Source organism: Solibaculum intestinale (assembly GCF_040096205.1).
Taxonomy (GTDB): domain Bacteria; phylum Bacillota; class Clostridia; order Oscillospirales; family Acutalibacteraceae; genus Solibaculum_A; species Solibaculum_A intestinale.
On sequence record NZ_JBBMFD010000012.1, the window covers coordinates 13,967 to 30,332 of the forward strand.

Here is a 16,366-nt window from a genome sequence, read left to right on the forward strand (position 1 = left end):
GGACCTTCGTTTATACGCTTGTATATACGCGCCCCGGGAGGAGGAATATGCAGATGCAGTCGCAGCCAAGCAAAAGAACCGTCTCATCGGGGCATCCGAAAAAGCGCCGGCCGGCCGCAAAGCCGCGTCCGACGGTCAGCCACCCGGCGACCGAGAAGGCAAAGCATCAGCACAGGATAAAAAAACGTCCGGTTCCCGCTGCCGACGCTCAGACGGCCAGCCTGACCCGCGGGAGCGAATCGCCGCTCAAGCGGCGCAACAAGCTTTTTTCCGCCGGCGGATCCTTTGATATTCCGTTTTTCATCATCGTCATGGCGCTGCTCATCATCGGCGTGCTGATGATGTTTTCCGCCAGCTACGCTTATGCCTATTATTCGTCCAAATTCGGCAACGACGGCTTGTTTTTTGTAAAGCAGCAGGTGCTTTTTGCCGTCATCGGCGTGGCGGCCATGCTCTTTATTTCCGCCATCAACTACCGGGTGCTCCATTTCTGGTCGCTGATTATCTTCGGCATCAGCGTGCTGCTGCTCATTGCCGTCCTCTTTTTCCCCGACCGCAACGGCGCGCACCGGTGGATCCCTTATCCCATCAACTTTCAGCCGTCGGAAATCGCCAAATTTGCCGTCATCGCCATTTTTGCGCATTTTATGAGTCTCAACCAGAAGCGGATGAACACCCTTCGCCATGGGGTTTTGCCCTATGTGTCCATCCTGGTTGTGGTGAGCGCTCTTCTGATTGTGGAGCCTCACCTGTCCGCCACCATCCTGGTGTGCGCCATCGGCGGCATCATGATGATCGTGGGGGGCACGCCGCTGAAATACTTCGGCATCGCCGCGGGTGCGGCAGTGGCTTGTTTCGTGGTGGTTTTCTTCTTCCCGAACCTGCTCCCTGGCGGCGTCGGGGAAATGGTGCAGGAAAAGCTCGCCCATGCCTACCAGCGCATCGAGGTCTGGCAGGATCCCTTTGTGGACCTGCGAGGGGACGGCTGGCAGACGGTCCAGTCCCTCTACGCCATCGCCTCCGGCGGCTTTATGGGCGTGGGACTTGGAAACTCCAGGCAGAAATACATGTATATCTCCGAGCCGCAGAACGACTTTGTCTTCGCGGTGGTGTGTGAAGAGCTGGGCTTTGTGGGCGCGGCGGTCATCATCATCCTGTTTGCGCTGCTGGTCTGGCGCGGATTTGTCATCGCCATGCGGGCGGAGGATAAGTTCGGCGCCCTTTTGGCGGTAGGTCTTACCGTACAGGTGGGCTTGCAGGCTTTCCTGAACATCGCCGTGGTCACCAACACCATCCCCAACACCGGTATCAGCCTGCCCTTCTTCAGCTACGGCGGCTCGTCGCTGATCATGCTGCTGGCACAGATGGGGGTGATCCTCTCGGTGTCCCGAGGGTCGAAGCTGCGAAAATCGGTTTAGAGAAGTCTAAGAGGAGGAGGGAATTTTGATGCGGGTGCTGCTGGCCGGCGGGGGAACCGCCGGACACATCAATCCGGCCCTGGCCATCGCGGGAGAAATCCGCAAAAGGGAGCCGGACGCACAGATCCTGTTTGTTGGCAATCCCAAGGGAATTGAGGCTAAGCTGGTGGCGAAGGCGGGGTATGACTTTCGCCCAGTGGACGCGCGGGGCTTTTCCCGCAGTCTGTCGCCCAAAGGCATCGTCTATAACTTAGGCGCCCTTCGCCGGGTGATGACCGCCACCGGCCAGGCGAAAAAGATCATCGAGGAATTTAAGCCCGACATCGCCGTAGGCACCGGCGGCTATGTCAGCGGCCCGGCCCTGCGCAAGGCGGCCAAGATGGGGATCCCCATCGTCATTCACGAGCAAAACGCCTATCCGGGCGTGACCAATAAAATGCTGGCAAAGTCCGCCCAGTGCGTCATGCTCGCTGTGGCGGATGCGCGCAAGCATTTTGAGGGGGACGCCACCTTTGAGGTGACCGGCAATCCCCTCCGCCAGGAAATCTTGCAGTATACCAGGGAACAGGCGAGAGAGGAACTGGGTATTCCAAAGGACGACCTGCTGATCCTCTCCTTCGGCGGAAGCCTTGGGGCGGACCGGATTAACCGTGCCATGGCCGACCTGATCGCCTGGTGCTACCCGCTCAAAAACGTGCGGGTCATCCATGGGACCGGCCGGGCCGGGTATTCCTGGACGCCCGCTCTCATCGAGCAAAAAGGCGTGCCCCTAAACCGGGCGAAGAACATCGACGTGCGCGAGTACATCGACGACATGGCCCGCTGCATGGCGGCGGCGGACCTTTGCATCTGCCGCTGCGGGGCGATCACCTTGAGTGAATTGCAGGCCATGGGCAAGGCGTCCATCCTGATCCCGTCTCCCAACGTCACCGCAAACCATCAGTATCATAACGCCATGACGCTGGTCAAGCGGGACGCGGCCTGCCTGATTGAGGACGATAAGCTTACCGGCGAGACCCTGGTGCATACGGTAAAGGAGATCCTCGCGACCCCAGACCGGCTCAAAAAGATGGGCGAGCGGGCCAAGGAAACCGCGATTTTAGATGCAGGCGAACGCATCTACCGGGTAATCACCCGCGTTCTAAAGCAGAAGAAGTAAACCCTGTCTTGCACCCAAAAGCACGTACCGGCATACGATAGGTTGCAGGGGAATTTGATTCCTCGGTTGTGCTTTTTATAGGAAAGGGTGCTGAAAATATGGCAAAACTGATGGTACAGGGCGGAAAGCGCCTTTGCGGCGAACTGACGGTGCACGGCGCGAAAAACAGCGCGCTGCCTCTTTTGGCGGCGTCCCTCCTGGGCGACACTCCCAGCATCATACATAATTGCCCGGAGCTTTCGGATGTGGACTCGTCCATTCATATTCTAGAGTGGCTGGGTTGCCGGGTGAAGAGGGAAGGGAGCACCATCGTCGTCGATTCCTCCAGCATCGACCGGTGCGACATTCCGGATAATCTCATGCGAGAAATGCGTTCTTCCGTGGTGTTTTTGGGCGCCATCGCCGCCAAATGCGGCAAGGCGCGCATCAGCTTTCCCGGCGGGTGCGAGCTGGGACCCCGTCCCATCGACCTGCATCTGACCGCGCTGCGGCAGCTGGGCCTAACCATCGACGAGGGCCATGGGGAACTGGACTGTTATGCCAAAAATGGCCTTACCGGCACCGAGATTACTCTGTCTTTCCCCAGCGTGGGTGCCACGGAGAACATCATCCTGGCCGGCGCCACGGCGAAGGGGACCACCCGGATCCTCAACGCCGCCAGGGAACCGGAAATCAGCGACCTGGCCGATTTTCTAAACGGCTGCGGCGCGCGCATCTATGGAGCCGGGGAAGGGACCATCCGCATCGAAGGGGTTTCCCGCTTGAGCGGGACCGAGCATACCGTCATCCCCGACCGCATCTGTGCGGCTACTTATATGGCCGCCGCCGCAGTCACCCAGGGAAACATCTGCCTGCGGGGCATCATCCCCGCCCACTTAGGCCCGGTTCTCTCCCTGTTTTCCGAGGCCGGGTGCGACCTGTCCCTCAACGGGCGGGACCTGCGCATTACCGCCCCGCCCCGGCTGCACTCGTTGAAAACCGTGCGTACCATGCCCTACCCGGGCTTTCCCACCGACGCCCAGGCGCCGGTCATGTCCATGGCCGCCCTGGCCGACGGTACGAGCGTCTTTGTGGAGAACATCTTTGAAAGCCGCTATAAGCACGTGGGAGAGCTGATGCGGTTGGGCGCCCACATCAAGGTGGAAGGAAAGGTAGCCGTGGTGGAAGGGGTACCGCGCCTGTCCGGTGCGCCGGTGGAAGCCACCGACCTGCGGGGCGGCGCTGCGCTGGTGGTGGCGGGCCTGGCGGCCGAAGGCGTCACCGAGATTACTGGCCTGCACCATCTTGACCGGGGCTATGAACATATGGAAGACACGCTTCGCGCCGTGGGTGCGGTGTTGGAGAGAGTATAAATAAATTAACTGGCACAGTGAGGATGTAGACATGAGCGAACGTAAACCAGTTTCCAGAAAGAAGCGCAGGACCCGGGGAACCGGGTCCTTGCGCACGCCTGCCTCCGCCCCGTCCCGGGCCGCGTCCCAAAGCGGCGGCAAGCGGCAGGTTCGGGTGCCGGACGAACGCCGTCCGGTGCGGCGCAAGCGGCGGCGCATGTCGGTGAAGCTCTATGCCGCCGTCATGGCCGTTTTGGTGCTGGGCGTGGCCGTCACACTGTGCTTTACCGTATTTTTCAACATTCAGACCATCACCGTTACCGGCGACAGCCGGTACGATTCGGAGCAGATCATCAAAACCGCCGGCATCCTGGAAGGGGACAACCTTCTTTTGGCTGACTTGCAGGCCGCCCAGAAAAAACTATTGACCGAGCTTCCCTATCTGGAAACAGCCCACATCCGCCGCAAGCTGCCCACTGGCCTTTCCATTGAAGTGAGTGAGGCGCAGCCGGAATTCACCTTTGCCATCGACGGGAAATACGCGGTGGTCAACCACGCCGGTAAAGTGCTGGAGCTGACCGATACCCCCATGCAGTCCATTCCCCTGGTGCAAGGTTTGTCGTTTTTGGAGGCAAAAGAGGGGCAGCATTATGAATTGGAAAAAAAAGACAAAGAAATTATCCTTTCCGACTTGACAAACGCCCTGCGTGAGAATACCCTATTAGACAAGACTTCTGAAATCGACTTTTCCGACCCGGTGGACATCCGGGTGGAATACGGCCAAAATGTGACCATGCTGCTGGGTTCCGGCAGCGAAATCGACGCGAAGATCGCCGTGGGCAAGGCGGCTATGGAAAAGAAGGCGGAGGAAGCGGCGGGCAAGAAGATGACCTTGATATTGACGGCCACTCAGGCGACGGTTAAAATTGAGGAATTATCCGAGTAAAGGGGACAGTTCTTCGCCCCCAAAAGGCGGTGCAAGACAAGGTGCAAGAGGAAAAACAGGTCCCTGTGCAGACGGAGACAGCGGGAAAAAAGGACAAGCATTGGGGCGGAGGCAAAGCGTCGGGAATCGCGGTCGTCACGGTGATCTTTCTCCTGATCGGGTTTGGCATCACCCTGCAAATCCGCAGTGTGAGCCAAAACGAGGCGCAGGCCCAAAGCCCGGAAATTCTGCGGGCCGAGACCCTGCAAAAGGATGTCAACGCCTTGCAGGAGCAGAATAAGGCGTTGGAAACCCAGCTTTCACGGGCCCGGGCGGATTTGGACGAAATCCGAAACGCCGCGGGCAATACCGATAAAACCGCGGAGATTTTGCGCCAGCAGCTTGAGCAGACCGAACGGTTCGCAGGCCTTACCGAGCTGAGCGGCCCGGGCGTGGTGGTCACGGTGCACGATAAGCAGAACCCCGGTGCCGACGCCGGCGTAAGCCCGGAAAAATACATGGTCCATGAAGAAGACCTGATGAAGATCATCAACGAACTGCGCGACGCGGGCGCCGAGGCCATCTCGGTCAACGGGGAGCGGGTGGTGGCCATGTCGGAAATCCGCTGTGCGGGCAGTACGGTGAGCATCAACAACAACCGCTACAACGCCCCCTTCGTCATTACCGCCGTGGGCAAGGCAGAGGATCTCAATTACGCGCTGACCATGCGCAAGGGAGTTGTGGACCTGCTTACTCCATACATTGACGTCAAGGTGCAGGTACAAGCAAGCGTCACGGTGCCGGCCTATGTGGGCTCCACCGATTTTCGCGTCGCAGACTGAGAAAGAAGGAACGTAGGATGACCGCAGTGTTTTCCATACTGGGATTGGCGGTTGGGATTGTGCTGGGCCTCTTTTTCCCCATGTACATTTCTCCTGCCTGCACTACCTATGTGGCGGTGGCCCTTCTCGCCGCACTTGACTCGCTGTTGGGCGCCCTCCATGCCCAGGCGAAACAGACCTTTCAATTTAACATCTTCGTCACCGGCTTTTTCTTCAATACGCTGATGGCGGTGGTGCTTACCTATTTTGGCAATTTGCTCAGTTTGGACCTCTATTTGGCTGCGGTAGTGGTATTTGGCACACGAATTTTTCAAAATATCGCGGGTTTACGCAGAATTTTATTAAATTGGAATTCAAAAAAGAAGAAAGATGATGTATAATAGAGGACAAATCCATTTGGTTTGCTTTGATACAGGATGAAATACGGCTCGCCAGCTTCGCGCGCGGCGAAACAGTGCCGGTAGCCTATACCGGGAAATGAGAAGAACAGTTCGGTGGGAGGATTTGTAAAATGGCCTTTGAGTTTGCCAATGACTTTGAAATGACACAGATTAAAGTGGTCGGCGTAGGCGGCGGCGGCGGAAATGCCGTCAACCGTATGGTGGGTTCCAATATGCAGGGCGTGGAATTTGTGTCGGTCAACACCGACCGCCAGGCGCTGTCCATTTCCCAGGCGACCCACAAGATCCAGATCGGCGTCAAGCTGACCGGAGGCAAGGGCGCCGGCTCCAACCCCGACAAGGGGCAGCGGGCGGCGGAGGAAAGCCGTGACGAAATCGCCAACGCCTTAAAGGGCACCCATATGGTGTTCATCACCGCCGGCATGGGCGGCGGCACCGGCACGGGCGCGGCTCCGGTCATCGCGGAGGTGGCCAGGGAGCAGGGCATCCTGACGGTGGGCATTGTAACCAAACCCTTTGCCTTTGAAGGCAAGCGCCGCATGGAGCAGGCCGAGCAGGGCATCACCGCTCTGCGCGAGCATGTGGATTCGCTGGTGGTCATCCCCAACGAGCGCCTCAAGACCGTTACCGACACCAAGATCACCATGGTCAACGCCTTCACCATGGCTGACGACGTGCTTCAGCACGGCGTGCAGAGCATTTCCGATTTGATCAAGGTTCCCGGCTTTATCAACCTGGACTTTGCCGACGTAACCGCGGTCATGAAGGACGCGGGCTACGCCCATATGGGTGTGGGCGAGGCCAGCGGCAAGGACAAGGCGGAGCTGGCGGCCCAGGCGGCCGTGGCCAGCCCCCTGCTGGAAACCTCCATCAACGGGGCCAAGGGCGTCATCATCAACATCACCTCTTCGCCGGACATCGGGCTCGACGACATCGACCTTGCCTCCAGCATGATCACCAAGGCCGCCCACCCGGATGCCAACATCATCTGGGGCGTGGCGTTTGACGACAACATGCAGGACACCATGCGCATCACCGTCATCGCTACTGGCTTTGACAAGGCGGAGCAGGAAAAGGTCCAGCAGCAGGCAGCGTCCTCTGCCGCGGTGTCAGGTGCAGGGGAACCGGCCAAAACCGATGCCCAAGCGAACACCGACGATCCGGACTTTTTCGACATCATGTCCCTGTTTAATAAGCGCCAGAACTAAGGCGGAATAAGGCCGGCGGCGGAGAGAACGTGCTTTTTCCGCGGTTTGGTTCTAACCGTGCAAAAACCTGCATAGAAATAGTGGTTTGGGTCCAGGATGTGACAGAATTCGTTGATTCTGTTCCATATAATGGAAACACCGGCCGTCCGATTCGTCGGGCGGCCTACTTTTTTAGGCAGGCGGTGAGTCACAGTGAAAGAACAGTCCCTCGGTACGCAAGGGGTGAAAAAGCGCGGCGTGTCGGACAAGGCGCTGCGTTTCGCGAGGACGGCGGGGTTGGCGCTGCTGGGCGTGCTTCTCTCCCAGGCGACGGTATTCGAAAACCTGGCGCCATTCGGAGTGGCGTTTGCAGCGGCGGTGCCTTTTCCCAGTGGCTTGGTGGTCGCTATGGGTACGGCGCTGGGGTACCTGCTGCCCGGCGCGGGGTTCACCGCCATGCGGTATGTGGCGGCCTTATTCGCCGTGACCTCCATCCGCTGGGCCCTGGCGGGCGCGGGAAAGGTGTCCCGCCATCCGGCCTTTGCTCCCATTGTGGCCTTTTTGGCTACCTTGCTTACCGGCTCCATCCCGCTTGTGGTGCAGGGTATGACCCTGAACGCCGCGGTAACCGGCGTAGCCGAAGCGCTGCTTGCCGGAGGTGCGGCTTATTTCTTTCACATCAGTGTGGGGCTTCTCTATTCGCCCTGGTCCGCCTCGTCGCTGAGCCGCCAGGAGCTTTGCAGCCTGGTGATCTCAGTGGGGGCCGCCCTGGTGGGCCTGACCGGGATTGACTATATGGGCGTTTCGCCCGGCCGGATCGTGGCGGTCGCCCTGGTCCTCTGCGCCGCCCGGTACGGGCACGAGGCCGCGGGCGCTATCGCCGGAGTGGCCGCCGGGCTCATCATGGGCCTGAGTGGCGCCGGTATGCAGCACCTGGGCACCGCCTATGCCTTCGGCGGGCTGATGGGCGGGGTGTTCGCCCCCATGGGCAAGCTGGCCACCGCCCTGTCTTTCCTCTTGGCAAACGGTATTGTGGCCGTGGCCGTGGGCGGCTCGCCCGGCGTGTACGCGGGTATTTATGAAGCGCTGGTTGGCGCTCTCGTGTTCGTGCTGATTCCAAAGAGCCTGGGGGCTGATCTTTCCAAGGCGCTCAACCCGAAAAGCGACGTTCCTTCGGCGGAAGGGCTGCGCCGGGCCATCGTCATGCGGCTGGGCTTTGCCTCTAAGGCGCTGGGAGAGATCTCCCAGGCGGTGGGCGTCGTCACCGATAAGCTGCGCAAAATCAGCGCTCCGAATATATCCACCGTTTACCAGCATGCCAGCGACGACGTCTGCAAGGACTGCGGCCTGCGCATGTTCTGCTGGGGCCCGGCCTATAACGATACCCAGAGCGCCCTCAACGATATGACCGATGCCCTCCGGGAAAAGGGGACCATCACCCTCGACGACGCACCCTCCCAGTTCAAGCGCCGCTGCTGCCGGCCGGAGGACATGGTCAAGGAAATCAACCACAGCTACCAGAATTTCAGCATTCGCGAAGGCGCCGAGCGCCGAGCGGCGGAAATCCGCGCGGTCATGGCCGACCAGTTTGAAGGAATGTCCCGGATGCTGTCGGAGCTGACCGAAGAATTCGAGGAAGCGGAATGCTACGATACCGAAGCGGCATCCCGGGTGAGGGAGGCCCTTGAGCAAAACGGGCTGCTTCCCTTGGAGGTCAGCTGCGTGGTGGACCGGTACCGCCGCATGGAGGTCACCGCTTCGGTGGCGGGCCACGCGGGCATCCGCGTCAACAAAGCAGAGCTTACCGACGACGTGTCCCATGCCTGTGACCGGGATTTCTCCCATCCCACCGTGGACTGGGCCGGGGATGAAGCGCGGCTGGTCTTTAAAGAACGGGCGGCATTGTCCATCCGTATCGGGGAAGCCCAGCATGCAAGCGGAGACGCGCCCTTGTGCGGCGACTCCTACGAAACCTTTTCCGACGGCCGTGGTCACGAAGTCCTGGTCATCAGCGACGGCATGGGCCGTGGCGGCCGGGCCGCCGTGGAGGGCGCTATGGCTTCCGGCCTGCTCGAGCGTCTGGTCTGTGCCGGATTCGGCTATGACAACGCTCTGAATATCGTCAATTCGGCCCTGCTCGTAAAATCCGGCGACGAGGCTCTGGCCACCTTAGACGTGGCAAGCCTTGACCTTTATACCGGGAAACTCATTGTGCGCAAGGCGGGAGCGCCCATCACCCTCCTGCGGCGAAACGGCCGGATCCTCAAGTGCGACACCGTTTCCCTGCCGGTGGGCATTCTGCGGGACGTGCGCTTTGAGCAGTCGGAATACAAGGTGGCGCCGGGCGACGTGGTCCTGATGATGTCCGACGGAGTGGACACCGAGGAAATCGGCTGGATTGAGGACGAGCTGATCGGCTTTGACGGGGAAGACGCCCAGGAGTTCGCCGATCATCTGCTTAAGCTGGCCCTGGAGCGGGCGGGCGACCACGAGGACGACATGACTGTTCTGGTGGGCGCGGTGCGAAAGGGCGCATAAAAAGACCTATCCTTGCATCCGGAGCGGAAAACGAGTAGAATGAGAAAAAAGGAGGGAAGCGCCATGGAAAAGAAGAACCGTCGTTTTCTGCCCGGAATTTGTATGCTTTTGTTGGGAATTGTCATTGGAATTTTTCTTTCTCCCGTAAAAAGAGGGATGATCGTAGGCAGCTATAACGGCAATGGAGCCAAATTGCCGGAGGACCAAGAAGAAGGGAACGCGAAGAGCGGCTGCTGAACACAAAGGCCCCGGCGGAATTTTCCGCCGGGGCCTTTGCCTGTACCCGCACAGGAACGGACTATAGACTTTGACCGGCACTGGTCGCCTCAAAATCACTGCATTTCTTCGCAGGCGGCGGATCTCTGCAGTGTTCGGGCGTTCTATGACCGTGCCCAAGCCTTTTGCCGCCAGAACCGAAAGAAAAAACGGCGCGGTTATGCTTTATAATTATACCCGAGCGAAAGTTACAACTCTATTTTAGCACAGGATGCGGTTTGCCGGCCGTCGGCTCCGTCTTGATAAAACCGCATGAAAAAAGGCCCCGGCTACAAAGCCGGGGCCTTTGAGAAACTTCTTAGTCGCTGATGAAGGGCAGCAGAGCAATGTGACGGGCACGCTTGATGGCGACGGTCAGCTCGCGCTGATGTCTGGCACAGGTGCCGGTAACACGGCGGGGCAGAATCTTCGCGCGCTCCGAAATGAAGCGGCGCAGACGGTTGACATCTTTGTAATCGATATTCTCAACCCGGTCGACGCAGAAGCTGCAAACCTTTTTGCGGCCTTTGCGTCCACGGGGACGGTCAGAGCGGTCATAAGCCATGAGTCAGTTCCTCCTTGTAGTCTCGTTCAAATTCATTAGAACGGCAGATCGTCGTCCTCGATTTCCTGGAAATCTCCCGCGTCGCCGCTTTGGTAGGACGTAGGCGCGGCAGGTGCCGGAGCCGGGTCATAGGAAGGCGCCGAAGCGGAATCCCGTTTGGGCTCGGCGAAATATACATTGTCCGCCACGATCTCAAACGCTTTGCGCTTGATACCCTGGTTGTCGGTATAACTGCGGGTCTGGATAGAACCCTGCACCGCTACCAGCATGCCCTTGTGAAAATAGCGGGAGACGAACTCCGCCGTTTTCCGCCACGCGGTAATGTCGATGAAATCCGTCTGGCGCTCGCCGCTTTGGGACGAGAAATTGCGGTCCACCGCCAAGGTGAAGCGGGTAACCGGGATGCTGTTGGGCGTGTGCCGAAGTTCCGGGTCGGCCACCAGCCGACCCATCAAAACTGCATGATTGAGCATAGCGGCCTCCTTACGCTTCCTTGCGTACGATGATGGAACGAAGCACGCCGTCGGTGATCTTGTAGATCCGGTCCAGCTCCGCGATGAAGGCAGGAGCGCTCTCAAAATTGTAGAGAACGTAATAACCGTCGGTTTCATCGTTGATGGGGTAAGCCAGGCGGCGTTTGCCCCACTCGTCCACGCTTTCGAGGGTCGCGTTCTGCTCGATGAGGGTCTTGAACTTCTCCACCGTCGCCGCGACCGCTTCCTCGCCGCTCTTCAACGAAACGATGAGGACGGACTCATACTTGCCAGTTACATTTGCCATGTCGTTTGCACCTCCTTTTGGACTATGGCCCCCGCCCTTTTTCGGCAGGAGCAAGGATGAAACGCGCATTAGCTGCGCGTTAACAGATGAATTATAGCAGAAAGCATCCAAGCAGTCAAGAAAAATCTGCTTGGATGCTCCAAAATCTGCTTTTTTCGGTTCGCCGCCTCAAAGTGTTTTGCACAGCTCCCTGAGATACGCTTTGAACCCTTCGCCCACCTCCGGATGGGTGAGCGCCACCTCGCAGGTCGCCTGCAAAATGCCCAGCTTGTTGCCCATGTCGTACCGCTTGCCGGTAAAGTCCACCGCGGTCATATGCTTGGTGCGGCAAAGAACCTTCATGGCGTCGGTCAGCTGGATTTCGCCGCCTGCGCCCGGCTTTGTGTTTTCCAGGAGCCTGAAAATCTCCGGCGGCAGCACGCAGCGGCCCAAAATCGCGTAATGGGATAAAATCTCCTCCGGCTTTGGTTTTTCCACCATGTCGGTAACGGTGAAGAGGTTGTCCCGAATGGGGGTAACCGCCAGGGAGGAGTATTTGAGGATCGCCTCAGTGCTGACCTCCTTGACGCCCACCACGCCCAGGCCGAATTCCTCGTAAGCCCGGCAAAGCTGGCCGCAGGCGGGATCCGCGCCGATAATCACATCGTCGCCGTAAAGAACCGCAAAAGGCTCGTCCCCTACAAAGCTTCTCGCCTCATACACCGCGTGCCCGAGCCCTTTGAGCTCCCGCTGGCGCAGGTAGGTGATGTTGGCAAGCTCGGAAATGGCTTTGACTTCTCTGAGCATCTCCTCCTTGCCGGTGGCGGACAAACGCTCCTCCAGCTCCGGGCTGCGGTCAAAGTGGTCCTCCACGATGCTTTTGCCCCGGCTTAAAATAATTAGAATGTCCTCAATGCCGGCGGCCACCGCTTCTTCCACAATGTACTGAATGGAAGGCTTGTCCACAATGGGAAGCATCTCTTTGGGCATCGCCTTGGTGATGGGAAGGACCCGGGTGCCCAGCCCCGCGGCCGGGATAACAGCTTTTTTGATTTTCATTTTTATTTTCTCTCCATTCTGCGAAAGAGAAAGGCGCCGGCCGTTCTCTTTCCATATTGGGGACGGACCGAAAGGCCCGCACTAAAAAACATAGAGCAAGAGCAGGGCCAGGACCCCGGCTACCGCCACATTGAGCCCAATAACGATCAAAATGTTGACCGCCTTGGTGCCTCCCTTTTTCATCAGCGCCTCCTGATAGGCCAGCGGGTCTAGACCCCGCGCCCGGATGCGCTTGATGCTGCGCAGCACATAGGCCATGTAAAGCCGGTTGCTGAAAACAAGCAGCAGCAGACGCACGGCAAGGCTCACATAGCTGAATACGGTACTGAGAATGGCCAGAGTCTGAGAGGGCTCGAAGGTTTGCGCGCCGGAGGCCAGAGCAATGGTGTACTGGGCGTAAATAATCGTCGACGGAAGAGACAAAAGGGTGGTCACCGCAAACAGCAGAGCAAAAAAACCGCTCATCCGGCGAAACAGCACCCAAAACCGGTCGAGAAGGCCAGCGGCGAAGTTCAGGCTGATGGGGGACTTGTTTTTCTGCATCTGGTAAAACCGAGGCAGATAATAAGAAGCATTCTCTCCCACAAAGGAGGCAATTTCCGGCACCGGGATGCCGCCGATGGAATGCCCCGGATCCACGCCGCCGTATGGGTCGAGCATGATGGGGCCGAAGGGAGAGAAGGGCTGGTCTCCCGGCTGGGGTCGGGGCGGAGGCGGCGGCTCGCCGTTAAAACGGGTGGATGGGTTGCCGTCTTTAAGGGAAAGGCTGCATTTGACGCAGAATAAGGTGCCCGGCGGGTTTTTATAGCCGCACCGGGGACATACCCCAGCCAGCGGGTCGTCTTCATCCGGCTCTTGCGCCTGTCGTTCGGGACGCTGCCACTGCTCCTCGGTGCCGTGGGTGTCCGCATAGGCGCAGTGCCCCTCTTTTCGGTAACATTCCCGGTGATGAGGCGCGCCGCAGACCGGGCAGACCACCACGTCGTCATCCGCCTTGAAGGGCTGGTGGCAGACCGGACAGCTCAGGTCGGTATAGGAAATCATAGAAGAACCTCCCGTGTTCAAAAGGCCACAATCGCTTGCCAAATTTTCCGCTTTTCTTTACTATTATAACCAAACATCCCCGTTTGTTCAATCCTTCTGAACGAAAAGATTATTCTGCCCTCTGCGTTTTCCTTTACTTTGCGGCGGTTTCGCACTATAATACATCTGTTATGGCAACGGCGTCTGCGCAAAAAAGACGCTTGAATCTGCAAAAAAGGATGAAGAGAACGTGATACAGTACGAAGAATTAAAATTGAAGCTGGAAGGCATGCAGCCCGAACTTTCGGAACTGGCCGAGGCCATGGGACTCAAGGCGTTGAAGGAGGAACAGGCGAAGCTCGAGGAGCAGTCCGCCCAGCCGAACTTCTGGGATGATATGGACAATTCTCAGAAGGTTCTCCGCAAAATCAGCGGCATCAAAAACAAGATCGCCGCCTATCAGTCCTTGTCCGACGATTTCGAGGAAACCCTTATGCTCATTGAGATCGCTGACGAGGAAGGGGACCTTTCTCATTTGGACGAAGCCAAAGAAGGCGTAGAGCGGGTGCAAAACGAGCTGGAAACCCAAAAGCTGTCCACGCTGTTAACCGGCGAATACGATCAGAACAACGCCATTCTTACCTTCCACGCAGGCGCGGGCGGCACCGAAGCCCAGGATTGGGCGGAGATGCTCTACCGGATGTACACCCGCTGGGCCGAGCGCCACGGCTTCAAGTATAAGATTCTCGACTATCTCGACGGGGAAGAGGCGGGAATCAAAAGCGCCTCCATCCTGGTAGAGGGGCTCAACGCCTACGGCTATCTAAAGAGCGAGGTGGGGGTGCACCGGCTGGTGCGGGTGTCTCCCTTCGACGCGTCGGGCCGGCGGCATACGTCCTTTGCCAGCTTGGAAATCATCCCGGAAATCAACGACGAAATCCAGATCGACATCAAGGACGAGGACCTGAAGGTGGACACCTACCGTTCCTCGGGCGCGGGCGGCCAGAAGGTCAATAAGACCTCCTCGGCGGTGCGTATCACCCATCTTCCCACCGGCATCGTGGTAGCTTGTCAGAATGAGCGCAGCCAGCATCAGAACCGGGCGGTGTGTATGACCATGCTCAAGTCGAAGCTGGTGGAAATTAAGGAGCGCGAGCACCTGGACCGCATCGAGGACATCAAGGGCGAGCAGAAGGAAATCGGCTGGGGCTCTCAGATCCGTTCCTATGTATTTATGCCCTATACCCTGGTAAAGGACCATCGTACCGGTTATGAAATGGGCAACATCAACGCCGTCATGGACGGGGACCTGGATGGGTTCATCAACGCCTATTTGAAAGCGCAAAGCCTGGGCCAGCTTCAGGAAAACCTGGATCTGTAACAACAGGAATTCACTGGGATCCATTGTGAGAATATCTTACCTTTTCCGTGGAAATATAGTTGAAAAAAGTAACTTTTTCTGCTAGAATGAATGAGATCATAGGACGGGCTGCGCCCGCCTATTGTCTCATTTTTTCTTTTATCGGCGAAAATAGGACAAGCTCCCAAGAATGCAAACTTGTTGCAGCGAAAAGGGATGGGATGCAGCCTGGGAAACGCAAGCCCGGCGCTGCAGGACGGAGGTTACAATGAAAAGATCCAAGCGAATGATTGCGGCGGCCTTGTTTCTGGCAATGGTCCTTTGCGGCGCGCAGTCGGTGTCGGCGGCGCCCGCCTATTCGGAGCTTTCTGCGGTGGCGGACACGCTGTATGCCGTTAAGGCGGAACCTGGCACCATCCATGTGGGGGATTCGGTGCAGCTGCAGGTGGTGACCGGGCGCAGCACCACCCATGTGCAGGTATATGACCAAAACGGCAGTCTGGTCGCCCAGGCGACGGACGGCGCGGTGGACAAAAGCGGCCGGCTTTACTGGACGGTTTCCTTCTCCATTTCGCAAGTGGGGGAGAAGTCCTTCCAGGTGGTAGCGGGCAACCGGTATGTGGATTCCGCCAACCGGGAGATAACCATATCGGTGCTTTCCAACGTGCCAAAGCCGGTGGTTACGGCGGTGGAACTGAAAAACACCTCCGCTTATTGTACGGTGGAGAATTACCCGGATCTCGCCAAGGTTCGTCTGGAGCTGCGGGATACGGCGGGAAACGTGGTTTATGAAGACTATCAGAACGAAAAGCTGGAAGCCGGGACCTATACGGTGACCGCCTATGTGCGGGATGACCCTTACGGCACGGCATCCGAGCCTTACGCGTTCCAGGTAACCCAGAGCGAGGTGGACGCTTACCGCCTGCTGCGGGACGCCCGGGTGGTTATCGTGGCTAACGAAGGGACGTACACCACTGTTATTCCTGATGACAACAACGCTCTGAGCATCGGCTGCTTGGGATGGCACGCTACCCGCGCCCACGACCTGGTTAAAAATATGCTCGTGCAGGACCCGAAGACGGTGGAAAGCCATCTGACCGGTTCTTCCATGCTCGACGAGCTGCACCAGACCAATTACATCTGGAACAACCGCATCCTGACCTCCTCGGAAGCCTCCATCATGCGCGGCCTTCTGGCTACCGATGTAAGTAAGACCGTGCAGGACGCCACCGCTGAGGAAGACATCTCCGCTTATCTGGTCTACGGCCGCAATCGTGGGATTACCGAAGAAGGTGCGCTTATCTACTATGCGGATCTTTATAACCAAAGCCCCAAGCGCGCCCGCGAGATTCTGGAAGCCATCCAGGAGGACGGCAAAGCCCTGAACCTGGACAATTTCCATGCTTACGCGCTGGAAAACCCGGTCATGGGAAAGTATACCTACCGGCGCAACCTGACCTATAATACCCTCAAAAAGCTGGGATACGTATAATAGCATATCTTTTCCAGTTAGCAGTTGATTTCTTCTGGTCGCCTATGGTATA

Annotated in this window: 16 protein-coding genes; 11 read left to right on the forward strand and 5 right to left on the reverse strand. The window is 58.1% G+C overall.

Features of this window, described 5'->3' with window-relative positions:
• The first annotated feature begins 53 nt into the window (after window positions 1–53).
• The 9 genes from ftsW (at window position 54) to WMO26_RS08005 (ending at window position 10,038) form a co-directional block, all read left to right on the forward strand.
• Window positions 54–1,418, forward strand: a complete 1,365-nt coding sequence (ftsW, locus tag WMO26_RS07965) for a putative lipid II flippase FtsW (RefSeq protein ID WP_349219426.1) — start codon at window positions 54–56, stop codon at window positions 1,416–1,418.
• 28 nt (window positions 1,419–1,446) lie between these two features.
• Window positions 1,447–2,577, forward strand: a complete 1,131-nt coding sequence (gene murG / locus WMO26_RS07970) for an undecaprenyldiphospho-muramoylpentapeptide beta-N-acetylglucosaminyltransferase (protein WP_349219543.1) — start codon at window positions 1,447–1,449, stop codon at window positions 2,575–2,577.
• A 98-nt stretch (window positions 2,578–2,675) separates the two neighbouring features.
• Window positions 2,676–3,929 (forward strand): UDP-N-acetylglucosamine 1-carboxyvinyltransferase, encoded by a 1,254-nt coding sequence (gene murA, locus WMO26_RS07975; RefSeq protein WP_349219428.1) that lies wholly within the window; start codon window positions 2,676–2,678, stop codon window positions 3,927–3,929.
• A 31-nt stretch (window positions 3,930–3,960) separates the two neighbouring features.
• Window positions 3,961–4,854, forward strand: a complete 894-nt coding sequence (locus WMO26_RS07980) for a cell division protein FtsQ/DivIB (protein ID WP_349219430.1) — start codon at window positions 3,961–3,963, stop codon at window positions 4,852–4,854.
• A 41-nt stretch (window positions 4,855–4,895) separates the two neighbouring features.
• The gene (locus tag WMO26_RS07985) at window positions 4,896–5,675 is read left to right on the forward strand and encodes a DUF881 domain-containing protein (protein ID WP_349219432.1); all 780 of its coding nucleotides are present in this window, start codon (window positions 4,896–4,898) and stop codon (window positions 5,673–5,675) included.
• 17 nt (window positions 5,676–5,692) lie between these two features.
• On the forward strand, window positions 5,693–6,055 hold the full coding sequence (locus WMO26_RS07990) for a small basic family protein (protein WP_349219434.1): 363 nt from the start codon (window positions 5,693–5,695) through the stop codon (window positions 6,053–6,055).
• A 131-nt stretch (window positions 6,056–6,186) separates the two neighbouring features.
• Window positions 6,187–7,284 carry a cell division protein FtsZ gene (gene ftsZ, locus WMO26_RS07995; protein WP_349219436.1) on the forward strand — a complete coding sequence of 366 codons (1,098 nt, stop codon included), beginning with the start codon at window positions 6,187–6,189 and terminating at the stop codon, window positions 7,282–7,284.
• A gap of 192 nt (window positions 7,285–7,476) precedes the next feature.
• Window positions 7,477–9,801: a SpoIIE family protein phosphatase gene (locus WMO26_RS08000; RefSeq protein WP_349219438.1), complete on the forward strand. Its 2,325-nt coding sequence runs from the start codon at window positions 7,477–7,479 to the stop codon at window positions 9,799–9,801.
• Window positions 9,802–9,864: 63 nt separating this feature from the next.
• Window positions 9,865–10,038, forward strand: a complete 174-nt coding sequence (locus tag WMO26_RS08005) for a hypothetical protein (RefSeq protein ID WP_349219440.1) — start codon at window positions 9,865–9,867, stop codon at window positions 10,036–10,038.
• Window positions 10,039–10,375: 337 nt separating this feature from the next.
• On the opposite strand, the gene rpsR is transcribed toward WMO26_RS08005, so the two are convergent.
• From rpsR to WMO26_RS08030, 5 genes are all read right to left on the reverse strand, one after another.
• Entirely contained in the window at window positions 10,376–10,621 is a 246-nt protein-coding gene (gene rpsR, locus WMO26_RS08010) for a 30S ribosomal protein S18 (protein ID WP_349219442.1), read from the reverse strand.
• Between the two features lie 35 nt (window positions 10,622–10,656).
• Window positions 10,657–11,094 carry a single-stranded DNA-binding protein gene (locus tag WMO26_RS08015; RefSeq protein WP_349219444.1) on the reverse strand — a complete coding sequence of 146 codons (438 nt, stop codon included), beginning with the start codon at window positions 11,092–11,094 and terminating at the stop codon, window positions 10,657–10,659.
• 10 nt (window positions 11,095–11,104) lie between these two features.
• Entirely contained in the window at window positions 11,105–11,401 is a 297-nt protein-coding gene (gene rpsF / locus WMO26_RS08020; RefSeq protein ID WP_349219446.1) for a 30S ribosomal protein S6, read from the reverse strand.
• A 168-nt stretch (window positions 11,402–11,569) separates the two neighbouring features.
• Window positions 11,570–12,439, reverse strand: coding sequence for a UTP--glucose-1-phosphate uridylyltransferase GalU (gene galU / locus WMO26_RS08025; protein WP_349219448.1), 870 nt, complete (start codon window positions 12,437–12,439; stop codon window positions 11,570–11,572).
• Window positions 12,440–12,520: 81 nt separating this feature from the next.
• Window positions 12,521–13,483 carry an RING finger protein gene (locus WMO26_RS08030; protein ID WP_349219450.1) on the reverse strand — a complete coding sequence of 321 codons (963 nt, stop codon included), beginning with the start codon at window positions 13,481–13,483 and terminating at the stop codon, window positions 12,521–12,523.
• Between the two features lie 229 nt (window positions 13,484–13,712).
• Here WMO26_RS08030 and prfB point away from each other — a divergent pair, with 229 nt between their 5' ends.
• Window positions 13,713–14,843, forward strand: a complete 1,131-nt coding sequence (gene prfB, locus WMO26_RS08035) for a peptide chain release factor 2 (protein ID WP_349219452.1) — start codon at window positions 13,713–13,715, stop codon at window positions 14,841–14,843.
• Between the two features lie 247 nt (window positions 14,844–15,090).
• Window positions 15,091–16,314, forward strand: coding sequence for a collagen binding domain-containing protein (locus tag WMO26_RS08040; RefSeq protein ID WP_349219454.1), 1,224 nt, complete (start codon window positions 15,091–15,093; stop codon window positions 16,312–16,314).
• Window positions 16,315–16,366: the final 52 nt, after the last annotated feature.